12 protein-coding genes are annotated in these 13,397 nt (G+C 70.6%); 6 read left to right on the top strand and 6 right to left on the bottom strand.

Annotated features, from left to right (window positions below):
* Positions 1-15 precede the first annotated feature (15 nt).
* The 6 genes from JUB13_RS00785 to JUB13_RS00810 all read left to right on the top strand — a co-directional run bounded on the left by JUB13_RS00785 (position 16) and on the right by JUB13_RS00810 (position 6,285).
* Entirely contained in the window at positions 16-255 is a 240-nt protein-coding gene (locus tag JUB13_RS00785) for a BolA family protein (RefSeq protein WP_207476362.1), read from the top strand.
* A gap of 19 nt (positions 256-274) precedes the next feature.
* On the top strand, positions 275-610 hold the full coding sequence (grxD, locus tag JUB13_RS00790) for a Grx4 family monothiol glutaredoxin (RefSeq protein ID WP_207476364.1): 336 nt from the start codon (positions 275-277) through the stop codon (positions 608-610).
* Positions 611-731: 121 nt separating this feature from the next.
* A complete protein-coding gene (gene rarD, locus JUB13_RS00795; RefSeq protein ID WP_207476366.1) occupies positions 732-1,673 on the top strand; it encodes an EamA family transporter RarD in 942 nt (313 codons plus the stop codon).
* A gap of 170 nt (positions 1,674-1,843) precedes the next feature.
* Entirely contained in the window at positions 1,844-3,067 is a 1,224-nt protein-coding gene (locus tag JUB13_RS00800; protein ID WP_207476367.1) for an HlyD family efflux transporter periplasmic adaptor subunit, read from the top strand.
* Positions 3,067-5,025 carry a glycosyltransferase gene (locus JUB13_RS00805; protein ID WP_236024641.1) on the top strand — a complete coding sequence of 653 codons (1,959 nt, stop codon included), beginning with the start codon at positions 3,067-3,069 and terminating at the stop codon, positions 5,023-5,025. The genes JUB13_RS00800 and JUB13_RS00805 overlap by 1 nt, the downstream gene beginning before the upstream one ends.
* A gap of 99 nt (positions 5,026-5,124) precedes the next feature.
* Positions 5,125-6,285 carry a cache domain-containing protein gene (locus JUB13_RS00810; protein ID WP_207476368.1) on the top strand — a complete coding sequence of 387 codons (1,161 nt, stop codon included), beginning with the start codon at positions 5,125-5,127 and terminating at the stop codon, positions 6,283-6,285.
* A 118-nt stretch (positions 6,286-6,403) separates the two neighbouring features.
* Here JUB13_RS00810 and rpsD read toward each other — a convergent pair whose 3' ends face one another.
* From rpsD to cysS, 6 genes are all read right to left on the bottom strand, one after another.
* Positions 6,404-7,018 (bottom strand): 30S ribosomal protein S4, encoded by a 615-nt coding sequence (gene rpsD / locus JUB13_RS00815; protein ID WP_207476369.1) that lies wholly within the window; start codon positions 7,016-7,018, stop codon positions 6,404-6,406.
* 183 nt (positions 7,019-7,201) lie between these two features.
* Complete coding sequence (locus JUB13_RS00820) at positions 7,202-8,626, bottom strand: tetratricopeptide repeat protein (RefSeq protein ID WP_207476370.1); 1,425 nt, start codon at positions 8,624-8,626, stop codon at positions 7,202-7,204.
* A 270-nt stretch (positions 8,627-8,896) separates the two neighbouring features.
* Positions 8,897-9,262, bottom strand: a complete 366-nt coding sequence (locus JUB13_RS00825; RefSeq protein ID WP_207476371.1) for a hypothetical protein — start codon at positions 9,260-9,262, stop codon at positions 8,897-8,899.
* Between the two features lie 84 nt (positions 9,263-9,346).
* Positions 9,347-10,123, bottom strand: coding sequence for an RNA methyltransferase (locus JUB13_RS00830; protein WP_207476372.1), 777 nt, complete (start codon positions 10,121-10,123; stop codon positions 9,347-9,349).
* 131 nt (positions 10,124-10,254) lie between these two features.
* Positions 10,255-11,835, bottom strand: coding sequence for a citramalate synthase (gene cimA, locus JUB13_RS00835; protein WP_207476373.1), 1,581 nt, complete (start codon positions 11,833-11,835; stop codon positions 10,255-10,257).
* A 138-nt stretch (positions 11,836-11,973) separates the two neighbouring features.
* Positions 11,974-13,350 carry a cysteine--tRNA ligase gene (gene cysS / locus JUB13_RS00840; protein ID WP_207476374.1) on the bottom strand — a complete coding sequence of 459 codons (1,377 nt, stop codon included), beginning with the start codon at positions 13,348-13,350 and terminating at the stop codon, positions 11,974-11,976.
* Positions 13,351-13,397 lie beyond the last annotated feature (47 nt).

Raw genomic sequence — 13,397 nt, forward strand, 5'->3', positions numbered from 1 at the left:
GGGGACCCACACGCCATGGCGATGGACGCGGCGCAGATCGAGCGCCTGATCAAGGAAGGCATCCCGGACGCCATTGTCCGCATCGAGGATCTGCGGGGCGATGGCGACCATTACGCCGCCTACGTGGAATCCGCGGCCTTCAAGGGCAAGAACCGGGTACAGCAGCACCAGATGGTTTACGCGGCGCTCCAGGGGCGCATGGGCGGAGAGCTGCACGCCCTGGCCCTCACCACTTCGGTGCCCCAGGGCGCCTGACCGAACAAGGAACGATGAGATGGATACGACCGTTTCCGAGCGGATCCGCCGCGACATCACCGAGAACGACGTCGTTCTCTTCATGAAAGGCACCCCCGTCTTCCCGCAGTGCGGGTTCTCCGCGGCGGTGGTGCAGGTGCTCAACCACATGGGCGTGACCTTCAAGGGCGTCGACGTGCTCGTCGACCCGTCGCTGCGCCAGGGCATCAAGGAATTCACCAACTGGCCGACGATCCCGCAGCTCTACGTGAAGGGCGAGTTCCTGGGCGGCTGCGATATCGTGCGCGAGATGTACGAGACCGGCGAGCTGCAGGAGTCCCTGCGCGCCAAGGGCATCGCGGTCGAGGACCGCTGAGGCATCGGCGGGTCCGCGCCGCCCGGCGCGGACCCTGAACCGGCGCACCCCTGAACCTGCGCATGCCTGCCCCGCGGGGGGCGCCCGGGCGGCGGCTCCCGCCCCGTGCTAAGGACGGGGAATGACCGCCCCGCCCGCTGACGCTTCCCGCCCCGACCGGAGCCCCGATCCGGCCGCAGCCGGCCTGCTCTACGCCCTGACGGCGTTCCTGTGCTGGGGCTTCGTCCCGATCTATTTCAAGGCCCTGAGTCCCGCCTCCCCGCTGGAGATCGTCTGCCACCGGACCGTCTGGTCGGTCCTGTTCATGGCGGTGGTCGCCCTGGCCCTGCGCCGCCAGGGGCTGGTTCTCCGCGAACTGCGCTCGCCCCGACGGCTTGCTGTCTATGCCGTGACGGCGGCACTGATCTCCAGCAACTGGCTGATCTACATCTGGGCGATCGGCCAGAACATGCTGGTCGAGGCCAGCCTGGGCTACTACATCAACCCGCTCGTCAACGTCGTGCTGGGCGTGCTCTTCCTGGGCGAACGCCTGAACCGCCGACAGGTCTCGGCGGTGCTCCTCGCCCTCGCGGCGGTCGCCGTCCTGGTGGCCGGCGTCGGCCACATGCCCTGGGTGGCCCTGGCGCTCGCCGGGAGCTTCGGCTTCTACGCGCTGGTGCGCAAGAAGGCCGCGGTCGATCCTGTGGGCGGCCTCCTGGTCGAGACGGCCATGGCATCGCCTTTCGCCCTGGGCTGGCTGCTCTGGATCGGCTCGCAGGGCCAGGGCGCGTTCGGAACCCACGGCCTTGGCCTCGACCTGATGCTTGCCGGCGCCGGCGCGGTGACGGCGCTTCCGCTCGTCCTCTTCAACCTCGGCGCCCTGCGGCTGCGCCTCTCGACCATCGGGCTGCTGCAGTATCTCAGCCCGACGATCCAGCTTGGCCTCGGCACCCTGGCCTATGGCGAGCCCTTCACCCCCACCCATGCCGCAGCATTCCTGCTGATCTGGGCCGGCCTCGCGGTCTACAGCTCGGATGCCGTGCTCGGCCGCCGCGCGGCCCGGCGCACGCTGCCCGCGGAATAGCACGGCGCAGCCCCCGGATCGGCACCGGTCCCGGCCAGGCACGATGCCCGGCCGCGGATGTCCCTTTTTGTCCCTGCGGGGCGCAACTCCCGGTTAACCAATAAGGCCTCAAACCTCCGTCGTCGTCGACCACCCGCCTCCGTGGCGGGGAACACGCTTCGGACCCCCAGATGCCGTTCTCCTCCCGCAAGCTCGTCAAGGTCGCAGCCGGCGTTGCCATCGGCGCGGTCGGCCTCTACGTCGTCCTCAGCGAAGGCGTTGCCGTCGTCAGCGCCAATGCCGTGGTGAATGCCCGCGTGGCTGTCGTCCGTGCGCCGATCGACGGCATCCTCGCCCTTGAGCCGCTCTCCGTCGGACAGCGGCTGCGCCGGGGCGAATCCCTGGGTACGCTCGCCGACGAGCGCGTCGACGCGGCCCGGCTGCTCGACCTCGAGCGGATCGAGCGGGAGCTGGTCGCCGAGACCGCCCGTCTCGAGGCGGATATCCGCGCGGCGACCGGCGCCGTCGCCGAGCTTGGCGCCCGTGCCGCCGCCTACCAGGCAGGCCGCATCGGACAGCTCCAGGCGAAGGTCCAGGAGGCGCGCGCGACGCTCGCCGCGGCGGAAGCGCGGCTGGCGGAGTCCGATGCCAGCTTCGTGCGTGCCCGCGAGCTCCGCGCCGGCGGCAACCAGTCGGTCGCGGGCCTGGACAAGGCACGCGCGACGAAGGACGTGGATGCCCTCGAGGCGGCCGCTGCCAGGCATAGGCTCGAATCCACCGAGATCGAGCTGGCAGCCGCGCGCCGCGGCACCTTCCTCGGCGACAGCTATAACGACACCCCCTTCTCGACCCAGCGCGCCCAGGAGCTGTCGCTGCGGCAGGCCGAGCTCGACGCGACGCTGAAGGAGCGCCGCGACCGGCTGGCAGCGGTTCGGGACCAGCTCGGAGCCGAGCGGCACCGGGTGGCCCGGCTTCGCGACGCGCTCCTCGAATCACCCGTCGACGGACTCGTCTGGGAAGCGTCGCTCGGCGCCGGTGAATATGCACGCAAAGGGCAGAACCTCCTGCGGCTGCTGGACTGCAGGACCGTGCTGGTGACGGCCAGCGTGGCCGAAAGCGACTACAACCGCCTCAAGGTCGGCGATCCCGCGCGATTCCGGATCTCGGGCACGGGAAAGGTGTACGAGGGGATCGTCCTGCGGCTCGCGGGCTCGGGTGCCGCCACGGTGTACGAGAACCTTGCGGTCGCCCCTGGCAAGGAGCAGCTCGAGCGCTTCGATGTCGCCCTGTCCTTCCCCGGCCTGATCGACGATCCGGCGGCCGCCTGCGCGGTCGGCCGCACGGGGAAGGTGACCTTCGCCGGCGCCCCGTCCGATGTGCTGCGCACCCTGGCCCGCTGGCTGGGCTTCGCCTGATGCTCTCGCCTCTCGCGGCGGCCTTCGGCCCGACCCTGCTGACCGCCGGGCTGGCGCTGGCCGTCCTGCCGTTCTGCCGCCGCGACGACACCGCCACGCGGGCCGTCCTTTTCTCGATCTGCGCCTTCCTGTGCTGGCGCTACATAGCCTGGCGCGCCGGCACCACCGTGCCGTCGCCCGACTTCACCCTGGATGCGATCTGCTCCTGGGCCTTCCTGCTGCTCGAGGCAGCCGCGGCGGTCAGCTCGACGCTGTCCTTCCTGGTCCTGTCGCGCACCCGCAACCGGGGAACCGAGGCCAGCGCCCATGATCGCTGGTGGGGCGACGAGCCGCCCCAGGTCGACGTGCTGATCGCGACCTACAACGAGGAAGCGGAGATCCTGGCCCGCACCATCGCGGGCGCAGCCGGCATCGACCATCCACGCCTGCGCGTCTGGGTGCTCGACGACGGAAGGCGTGACTGGCTGCGCGATCTCTGCGCCGAGAAGGGCGTCAGCTATCTCCGCCGCACCGACAATGCCCATGCCAAGGCCGGCAACATCAACAACGCGCTGCGCCATCTTGCGACGCTGGAGCCGCTGCCCGACTTCCTGGTCGTGCTAGACGCGGATTTCGTACCGCACAGCAACTTCGCCCGCCGTGCACTGGCGCTGTTCCACGACCCCCACGTCGGGCTGGTGCAGACACCCCAGCATTTCTTCAACCCCGATCCGATCCAGGCGAACCTGCAGATCGGTCGGGCCTTCCCGGACGAGCAGCGTTTCTTCTTCGACCACGCCATGGCGTCTCGCGACGCCTGGGGAATCGCCTTCTGCTGCGGCACGTCCTCCGCCATCCGCTGGAACGCGCTTCAGGAGATCGGCGGCTTTCCCACCGACAGCGTCACCGAGGACTTCCTGGTCACCCTGCGGCTGAAGGAGAAGGGATACCGCACGGTCTACCTGAACGAGCGGCTGTCGGACGGCCTCGCGCCGGAGGGGCTGAAGGAATACGTGACCCAGCGCAGCCGGTGGTGCCTGGGGCTGGTGCAGATCGTCCGGGGCCCGCTCGGCCCGTTGCGGCGCAACGCGCTGACCCTGATGGACCGTCTCGGCCTCGTCGACAGCTTCCTGTACTGGGCCGCCACCTTCACCTTCCGGCTGGCCTGCTTCCTCTCGCCCCCGCTCTACTGGTTTCTCGGCGTCACGCTGGTGGACGCGCCGCTGCCCGAGGTCGTCCTCTACTTCGGGCCCTACTTCCTCGCGGTCATGATCGCCCTGAACTGGACGACCCGCGGGCAGGTCGTGCCGGTCCTGACCGATGTCGGGCAGATGCTGACGATGTTCGATGCCGTCCGCGCCGTCGCGACCGGCCTCGTCAAGCCCAGGGGGCATGCGTTCAAGGTTACCGCCAAGGGCGGCGACCGCGGCCAGATCGTCGTGCAGTGGACCATGATCAAGCGCTTTGCCTGGCTGCTGGCGCTGAACCTCGGCGGCGCGCTTTGGAATACGCTGGCCGACTACGCGCCGACCGGGAGCGCCGGGGACGGCAAATGGGTCGTGCTGTTCTGGACCTTCTACAACGTCACGGCCCTTCTGCTGGCCATGGCCGTCTGCGTCGAGCTGCCCCGACACCGCCGAGACGAGCGCTTCGCGACGGCCGAAGGGGTGGTCGTCACCGCCGGCGGCCGCCCGCGCCGGACCCGTCTCCTGGATCTCTCGGCCGGTGGGGCGAAGGTGCGTGGAACGGCCGGCGTGCCGCTGGGCTCCGAACTCGTGCTCGACCTGCCGGGTGTCGGGGCCGTGCCCGGAACCCTGATGCTGCAGGGCGACGGCTTCTTCACTCTCCGCTTTGCGGATGACCCGGCGCTGCGCGACCGGCTCGTCCGCAAGCTCCATTCCGACCGCTACGAGGGCGGCACGACGCGGGTGCGGCTTGGCAGTCTCGTGGCCGATCTCGCCAGCCGCGCCCTCCGCTAGAGCTCCAGGTCCAATGAGCTGGAAGCGGCTCGAGGTCCGGGGCGGACCTCAGGCCGCGTGAACCGCCCGCCTCCACACCGAACGTTCAGGAGTGTCCCGATGTCCCGTCCTGCCCCCCTGAGGACCAAGCTCTCGGCCGCGGTGCTCGGCGTCGCGGCCCTGCCCGTCCTCGCCGTCGGCGTCGTCGTGGGCGGCGCATCCGTCCAGGGACTGGAGCAGTCGGCCTTCACCGCGCTTGGTCGGCATGCCGGCGAGGTCGCCTACCGGCTCGACACCGGCCTGCACGAGCGGTGGAACGACGTGATCTCCATGGCGGCCGTCGTGTCCGCGGGCATCCCGGCGCCCGGTAGTGCTTCTCGGGACACCGATCATCTTGGCAGCCCGGCGACGACGCGCGGCCTTCTCGAGCAGCTCCGCGCCGCTGCGCCGGCATATGCCTGGATCGGCCTGGCCGCCGCCGACGGCAAGGTCATCGCAAGCACGGGCGGGCAGCTCGAGCAGGCGGATGTTTCGCAGCGGCCGTGGTTCCGGGGTGGGCTGCAGGCTCCCTTCGCCGGAGACGTGCACGAGGCGGTCCTGCTGGCGAAGCTGCTGGGCCCAACACGCGACGGGGCGCCCCCGCGGTTCGTGGACGTGGCCGCGCCGGTGCGGCGCCCGGACGGCGTGCCGGTCGCCGTGGTCGGAGCGCATCTCAGCTGGTCCTGGGCCGAGGAGGTGGAGGAGAAGGTGCTCGAGGGCATCGACAATGAAGGGGTGGAGGCGTTCATCGTCGCGCGGGACGGGTCGATCCTGCTCGGCCCCGGGGATACCGAGGGCGGCAAAGTCGAGCTGCGCAGCCTGGCCACGGCGCGGCAGGGCGTCGCCGGCGTGACGGTGGAGCGCTGGCCGGACGGGCTGGACTACGTGACCGCCGTGGCGCCGACCGGCGGCAAGGAGGGCCCCAAGGGCCTGGGCTGGACTGTGCTGCTGCGGCAGAAGGCCGAGGTGGCCCTGGCGCCCGCCCATGCGCTCCGGCAGCGGATCCTGATGATCGCGCTCCTGGCTGCCGGCGGCGCATCCTTCGCCGGGCTGTGGCTTGCGCGCCGCGTGGCCGCGCCCCTGTCGGACATCGCCGCGGCCGCGGACCGCCTCGCCCGCGGCGCGACGGCGGACGTCCCCTACACGCGCGCCTTCGCAGAGGCCGCGTCGCTCTCGACGGCGCTGACCGAGCTGGAGGCCCGCCTGGGTGAGTCGCCGGCGCAGGCCGCCCAGGCGCGTTGACCGCGGCCTCCGCCGGGGCCTCCGCAGAGACCTATGCCCGGGCGACTGCGGAAGCCGGAAACGAAAACGCCGCGGAGGTTTCCCTCCGCGGCGCTTCTCCGGTCGGTTCCCGGCCGCGTCAGCGGCTGTAGAACTCGATGACCAGGTTCGGCTCCATCTGGACCGGGTACGGCACGTCGGCCAGGTTCGGGGCGCGCAGGAAGCGGCCCTTCAGGGAGCCGTTGTCGACCTCCAGGTAGTCCGGGATGTCGCGCTCGCCCGAAGCCGTGGCCTCCAGGACCATCGCCATCTGCTTGGACCGGTTGCGGACCTCGATGACGTCGTTGTCCTTGACCTGGTAGGACGGGATGTTCACGCGCCGGCCGTTCACGGTCACGTGGCCATGGTTGATGAACTGGCGCGCGGCGAAGGGGGTCGGGACGAACTTCATGCGGTAGACCACCGCATCCAGGCGCCGCTCCAGGAGCTGGATCAGGTTCTCGCCGGTGTCGCCCTTGCGGCGCACGGCCTCGGCGTAGAGACGGCGGAACTGGCGCTCGCCGATGTTGGCGTAGTAGCCCTTGAGCTTCTGCTTGGCCATGAGCTGCAGGCCGAAGTCCGAGGGCTTCTTGCGGCGCTGGCCATGCTGGCCGGGGCCATACTCGCGGCGGTTCACGGGGCTCTTGGAACGGCCCCAAAGGTTGACGCCGAGACGGCGGTCGATCTTGTACTTGCTCTGAGCGCGCTTGCTCATTGGTCCGAGCCTTTCTTGGCTGTTGTCCCAGTCAGTTCCACCGCCATGCTGCGGGGACGGGGCGCAAAACGAAAAGGCACGCCCGCATTCCTGGGAAGTGAAGGCCGGCACTATACGGATCGACCGGCGAAAGTCAAACCCGCGGGCCGGAAAAGGCCACGAAAATCCCGGCCCGCGCCGCGCTCAGTTCGCCGGAGCCGCGTCCATGCCCCGGACGGCGCCGCCACTGGCGCCATCATCGGCACCGGCACGCCGGCGCGCCAGCTCGGCATTGTCGTGCTCGCCCGAGAGATCGTAGGCCCGCGCGGCAAGCAGCCAGTTGGCCGGGCTCGAAGGTCTGACGTCGGTACGCTCGGCCGCGACCGCGCGGGCAAGCGCCGCATCGCCGGCCCGGATCGCCGCCTCGGCCAGCGTCAGGTCGAGCACGTCGCGCTGGGCGTGGCTACCGCCGAAGCGGTGAGCGCGCCCGCGCACCGCAAGGAGCAGCTCGGCCGCGAGCCGGTATTCGCCCTCGCCGAAGGCGCGGAAGGCCCGCGCCACCGGCAGGCCGACCTCGCGCGCCATCGTGGCCGTGGTGCTGGTTCCCGCGGCGGCTGCCTGCAGTGCCGCCAGCGTCCGGTCCATGGCGCCCGTCCGCCCCTCGGCCGCGAAGGCCATCATGGCATGGGCGTCGTTGAAGGCGTAGAAGCCGTCGCAGGCCGCCCGCTCCCATTCGTCGGCCAGCACGCGCCAGCGGTCGCCTACCCCGATCCCGCGCAGGTGCAGCCGCCAGAGCAGGGCCGAAGAATCCACCATCTCCAGCGCGCCGGACATGCCGCCGGGCTTCATCCGCTCGTCGTAGAGCCCGAGCGCCCGGCGCGTATCGCCCTGGTCGAGGTAGTACAGCGCGAGATGCCACCAGTTGTGGAATGCGAAGGCATTGCCGTCCGACCAGTCGCGAGCCCGCGTCTCCAGCCAGCCGGTGCCCTCGTCGGTGCGCCCCTGCATCTCCAGCACATGGGCGACCGCGTGGATCGCCCATGTGTCGCGGGGGTTCAACTCGACGGCGCTGCGACCCGCCTCCTCGGCACGGCCGTAGAGGTTCATCTGCTCGAGCCCGAAGGCATGCATGCCCAGCAGATAGCCGTAGCCCGGAACGTCGCGGTCCCAGTGTGGCAGCACCCAGGCGACCCGGTCGCGCAGCATGCGGGCGTCGCCAAGGAAGAAATCGGCCTGATGCGCGATCTGCAGGGCGAGATGGTCCCGCGGATGCTCGACGAGCAGCCGCGAATACCGGTCGGCCGCCTCCTGCAGGTCGCCCTCGGCCCAGGCGCGCAGGGCCGCCATGTGGGCGCGCTCGCGCTCGTTGGCCGATCCCGCCAGCGCCTGGGCCGCATCGAGGCTCCGGCGCAGCTCGGGCTCGACGGAACGCTCGTTGGTGATGGCGAAGACGCCAGCGCGCAGCAGATGGCCGCCGACAAAGTCGGGATCCTCGGCAAGGGCCTCGTCGATAGTCTCCAGGAAGCCGAGATAGAAGCCGTTGAGCTGGCCCAGCGCCAGCTCGAACCGGTCCAGCGACCGGCGATTGCCGGTCGAATGCGCGATACCGCGCGCGTCCAGCAGAGCCATGTGCGATCCTCCCAGGATGTCTCCACGAGGCATCCCTTTGCACCCGCCCTATCATGGAGCCGTAAATTACCTGCCGGGCGGGAGCAAAGTCTTGCCGATGCCTCAGCCGCTATCGGCGATTCCTTGGGCCATCCTGAAGGCTCTGCACGCCGGGCGGCAAGCACTATGGGGTTTCACCTGCAACCCTCCCGGATTCTCCACCCGGCCTTCGAGCGCGCTTCCCCTGCCCGCCCGCAGGCGCACGGCACCGGGCGAAGGGCAAGGCGATCGCTAGCGCTGGGTCCCGTACTTCGCGGCCTCGGTGCGGGCGAGGTCGATCAGCCGCGCGGGATCGCAGCCGCGGGCGGTGTGCATCAAGATGATGTTCTGCTGGATGCCCACGAACATGGCGACCAGGGCGGGATCCTGGGCACCCGGTGGCTGGCTGCGCGCGCCGCGCAACTCGCGCTGGCGGCGCAGGCCGTCATAGACTTCCTGGAAGGAGCGCTCCAGGAAGGCGCAGTCCTCCACCTGGGTCGCCACCGCCCCCTGCGCGGCCGCGGGCGCCGCCGGTAGCCCGGACGCCAGCGCCGCGAACGCCAGGATCGCCAGCACCGGGACGGCAGGTGCCGGGGCTGCGACGACGGGGCGGATCATGCGGGCTTCCTCCTGGTTGCATGTCGCATCCATAAGACCACCACCTTCGCACCGGGGCCAGTGGATCAGCCGGCAGCATCGCGGTCAGGACCGCCGATGCACCTTCCGCCGTCCCGTCAGCGCGGCGATGACGCCATGGAACGTGCGGACTTCCTGCTCGGTCATCTCGGCCCGGAGAAACATGTTCCGGAGGTTCCGCACCATGGTCGGGCGCTTGTCGTCGGCCGTGAAGAAGCCTCCGGCGTCCAGCTCCCCCTCGAATCGGTCGAAGAGGTTCAGCAGCTCGTCCTTGGTGGCGGGACGGCTCTGGCCGATATGGACCGCCCGGTCCGGCGGCACGTCGCCGGTCTGGAACCACTCGTAGCCGATCAACAGGACGGCCTGGGCCAGGTTCAGCGAGCAGAAGGAGGGGTTCAGCGGCACGCTCAGCACCGCGTCGGCCAGGGCGATATCGTCGTTCACGAGGCCGGTGCGCTCGGGGCCGAACATCACGCCGGGCCGCTCGCCGGCCTGCCAGCGCGCGCGCATCTCCACCGCCGCGCCCCGCGGCGTCAGGATGCGCTTGACCTGGTCGCGCAGCCGCGCCGTGGTGGCCAGGACGTAGGTCAGGTCGGCCAGCGCGTCCTCGACCCGGTCGAAGACCCGTGCCGCGTCCAGCACGGCCGTGGCGCCGGACGAGGCAGCGACGGCCTTCTCGTTGGGCCAGCCGTCGCGCGGACGGACCAGGCGCAGGTCGGTCAAGCCGCAGTTCAGCATGGCGCGGGCGGCCGCGCCGATATTCTCGCCGAGCTGCGGGTCGACGAGCACGACGGCCGGGCCGCCGGTCACGGAATCGCGGGCGGGGTTGGTGCCTGAGGTCATGGGTCTGCGGCCGTCCGGCGGGAGGGTTCCGCGGGTTTAGTGCGCCGCCGGCGCCGCCGTCAAGGCGGCGGGCCCGGATCCGGAGCGGATCCGGCCCTGGATCGGCCCGCGGCGGATCCGCCTTCCCGACCTCAGCCCCCGCGCAGCAGACGGTAGGTCAGGCTGTCGTGCAGCGCGTTGTAGGAGGCGTCGATCACGTTGGCCGAGACGCCGACGGTGGTCCAGCGGTGCCCCTTGCCGTCGTCGCTCTCGATCATCACGCGCGTGACGGCCTTGGTCCCCTCGGTGGGCGTCAGGATGCGGACCTTGTAGTCCACGAGGCGGACGCCTGCGAGCTCGGGATAGACCGGGACCAGCGCCTTGCGCAGCGCCGTGTCGAGGGCGTTCACGGGGCCGTTGCCCTCGGCCACGGTCATCACCTGCTCCTCGGCGACCTGCACCTTGATGGTGGCCTCGGACAGCGTGATCAGGTCCCCTTTGGCGTTCCAGCGCCGCTCGTCGATCACGCGGAAGGAGTTCAGGCGGAAATACTCCGGCACCTCGTCCAGGGCGCGGCGCGCCAGCAGCTCGAAGCTGGCCTCTGCCCCGTCATAGGCATAGCCCTCGAACTCCCGGCGCTTCACGGACTCCACCAGCGCCGCAAGCCGCCGGTCGTCCGGGTCGATCTCGATCCCGATCTCGCGGCAGCGCGACAGCACGTTGGAGCGCCCGGCCTGGTCCGAAACCAGGATGGTGCGCCGGTTGCCGACCCTGGCGGGATCGATATGCTCGTAGCTCGCTGGGTCCTTCTCGACCGCCGAGACGTGCAGACCGCCCTTGTGGGCGAAGGCGCTCTCGCCGACATAGGGCTGGTGGCGCCAGGGCGCGCGGTTCAGGCGCTCGTCCAGGAAGCGGCTGACCTGCGTCAGCCGGGTCAGCCCGGCCTCCGTGACGCCTGTCTCGTAGCCCATCTTCAGCATCAGCGTCGGCAGCAGCGAGACCAGGTTCGCATTGCCGCACCGCTCGCCGAGGCCGTTCAGCGTGCCCTGGATCATCCGAACGCCGGCGCGGACCGCGGCGAGGCTGTTGGCCACCGCGTTCTCGGTGTCGTTGTGCGTGTGGATGCCGAGCTTCGCGCCGGGGATCACCGCGGCTACCTCGGCCACGATGCGCTCGACCTCGTGGGGCAGCGTGCCGCCGTTCGTGTCGCACAGGACGATCCAGCGCGCGCCGGCCTCCTCGGCCGCGCGCAGGCACGCCATGGCGAAGGACGGATCGGCCTTGTAGCCGTCGAAGAAGTGCTCGGCGTCGAACAGCGCCTCGCCCTTGCGCTCGCGCGCGGCCGCGATGCTGTCGCGGATCAGCTCCACGTTCTCCTCGGGCGTGATGCCGAGGGCGACGCGCACGTGGAAGTCCCAGGTCTTGCCGACCAGGCAGATGGCGCCGCAGGTGGCGCCGAACAGGGCGTTCAGCCCCGGATCGTTGGCGGCGCTGCGGCCGGGCCGGCGGGTCATGCCGAAGGCCGTCAGCCTCGCGGAGCCGAGGCGCGGGGGATCGGCGAAGAAGGCGTCATCCGTCGGATTGGCCCCGGGCCAGCCTCCCTCGACATAGTCGATGCCGAGACGGTCCAGCTCACGGGCGATGGCGGCCTTGTCCGCGACCGAGAAGTCGACACCCTGGGTCTGCGCGCCGTCGCGCAGGGTGGTGTCGTAGAGATAGATGCGCTCGCCCATCGCCTTGTCCCGCTGGATCCCCTCAGGGACCGGCAGCGATAGCACAAAGGGCGTTGAAACGAAAACGACCTCTCGCGGTCACCGGTATTCCGGAGATTGCGCGGACGCGCGGACGGCGCCCCCGGGCAGGGGGCGCCCTCAGCCCGAGCGCTTCCAGGTCGTGCCGCCCGGCCCGTCCTCCAGCACGACCCCCTGCGCGGCCAGCGCGTCGCGGATCCGGTCCGCCTCGGCGAAGTCGCGCGCCTTCCTCGCTGCCTGCCGGTCGGCGATCAACCGCTCGATCTCGGCGTCGGCCAGCGCCGCGGCCCCGGCCGGCGCCCAGCGGAACCACGCCTCGGGCTCCTGCTCCAGCAGGCCCATCAGCCGGCCCGCCGCCAGCAGCGCCGATGCGGCGGCGCGCCTGGACGCATCGTCCGCGGCCTTGTTCACGGCCCCGGCGAGCTCGTGGAACAGGCTGACGGCGCGCGGCGTGTTCAGGTCGTCCTGCAGCGCCGCCATCACCTCGGCCGGCACCTCGCCCTCCTCGGCTCCGGGAACCGCGCGAAGCGCGCCATACCAGCGGTCGAGCACGGCCTTGGCCTGGCGCACGGCGTCGCGGGTGAAGTCCAGCGGCTGGCGGTACTGGGCCGAGAGCAGCGTCAGGCGGATCGCCTCGCCGGGAAACTCGTCCAGCAGGTCGTGCACCGTGAAGAAGTTGCCCAGACTCTTGGACATCTTCTCGCCGTTCACGGTGAGGAAGCCGTTGTGGACCCAGGTGCGCACGAACTCGGTCCCGCCATGGGCGCAGCGCGACTGGGCGAGTTCGTTCTCGTGGTGCGGGAAGATCAGATCCAGCCCGCCGCCGTGCAGGTCGAAGGTCTCGCCCAGGTGCTGCTCGGCCATGGCCGAGCACTCGATGTGCCAGCCCGGGCGCCCGCGGCCCCACGGGCTGTCCCAGCCCGGCATCTCGGGCGTGGACGGCTTCCACAGCACGAAGTCCGCGGGGTCGCGCTTGTAGGGGGCGACCTCGACCCGCGCACCGGCGATCAGCTCGTCGCGCGAGCGCCGCGACAGGCGCCCGTAATCCGCCATGGAAGGAACGCTGAACAGCACGTGCCCCTCGGCCGTATAGGCGTGGCCGGTCTCGATCAGCCGGCCGATCATCGCGACCATGGCGGGGATGTGCTCGGTGGCGCGCGGCTCCACGTCGGGCGGCAGGGCACCAAGCGCCGCCATGTCGGCATGGAAGGCCGCGGCGGTGCGCGCGGTCAGCACCGCGATGTCCTCGCCGCTCTCCCGCGCCCGCTCGATGATCTTGTCGTCAACGTCGGTGATGTTGCGGACGTACTTGACCGCCGGATAGAGGCGCCTGAGCAGCCTGTACAGCACGTCGAAGACGACGACCGGGCGGGCATTGCCGATATGGGCCCAGTCGTAGACCGTGGGGCCGCAGACATACATCCGCACGCAGCCGGGATCGATCGGCGTGAAGGGTTCCTGCCGGCGGGTCAGCGTGTTGTGGAGCTGCAGGGCCACGGTCTCGTCTTCCGAAGTCTCGTTCGGCTGGGCTTCGAGGCGTAGCA

It is taken from the genome of Arenibaculum pallidiluteum (assembly GCF_017355985.1).
In the GTDB taxonomy this organism is placed as follows: Bacteria; Pseudomonadota; Alphaproteobacteria; order Azospirillales; family Azospirillaceae; genus Arenibaculum; species Arenibaculum pallidiluteum.

Excerpts from the sequence above, each read along its gene's own strand:
- JUB13_RS00785 (WP_207476362.1), top strand. The coding sequence starts at position 16 with ATGGCGATGGACGCGGCGCAGATCGAGCGCCTGATCAAGGAAGGCATC.
- grxD (WP_207476364.1), top strand. The coding sequence starts at position 275 with ATGGATACGACCGTTTCCGAGCGGATCCGCCGCGACATCACCGAGAAC.
- rarD (WP_207476366.1), top strand. The coding sequence starts at position 732 with ATGACCGCCCCGCCCGCTGACGCTTCCCGCCCCGACCGGAGCCCCGAT.
- JUB13_RS00800 (WP_207476367.1), top strand. The coding sequence starts at position 1,844 with ATGCCGTTCTCCTCCCGCAAGCTCGTCAAGGTCGCAGCCGGCGTTGCC.
- JUB13_RS00805 (WP_236024641.1), top strand. The coding sequence starts at position 3,067 with ATGCTCTCGCCTCTCGCGGCGGCCTTCGGCCCGACCCTGCTGACCGCC.
- JUB13_RS00810 (WP_207476368.1), top strand. The coding sequence starts at position 5,125 with ATGTCCCGTCCTGCCCCCCTGAGGACCAAGCTCTCGGCCGCGGTGCTC.
- rpsD (WP_207476369.1), bottom strand. The coding sequence starts at position 7,018 with ATGAGCAAGCGCGCTCAGAGCAAGTACAAGATCGACCGCCGTCTCGGC.
- JUB13_RS00820 (WP_207476370.1), bottom strand. The coding sequence starts at position 8,626 with ATGGCTCTGCTGGACGCGCGCGGTATCGCGCATTCGACCGGCAATCGC.
- JUB13_RS00825 (WP_207476371.1), bottom strand. The coding sequence starts at position 9,262 with ATGATCCGCCCCGTCGTCGCAGCCCCGGCACCTGCCGTCCCGGTGCTG.
- JUB13_RS00830 (WP_207476372.1), bottom strand. The coding sequence starts at position 10,123 with ATGACCTCAGGCACCAACCCCGCCCGCGATTCCGTGACCGGCGGCCCG.
- cimA (WP_207476373.1), bottom strand. The coding sequence starts at position 11,835 with ATGGGCGAGCGCATCTATCTCTACGACACCACCCTGCGCGACGGCGCG.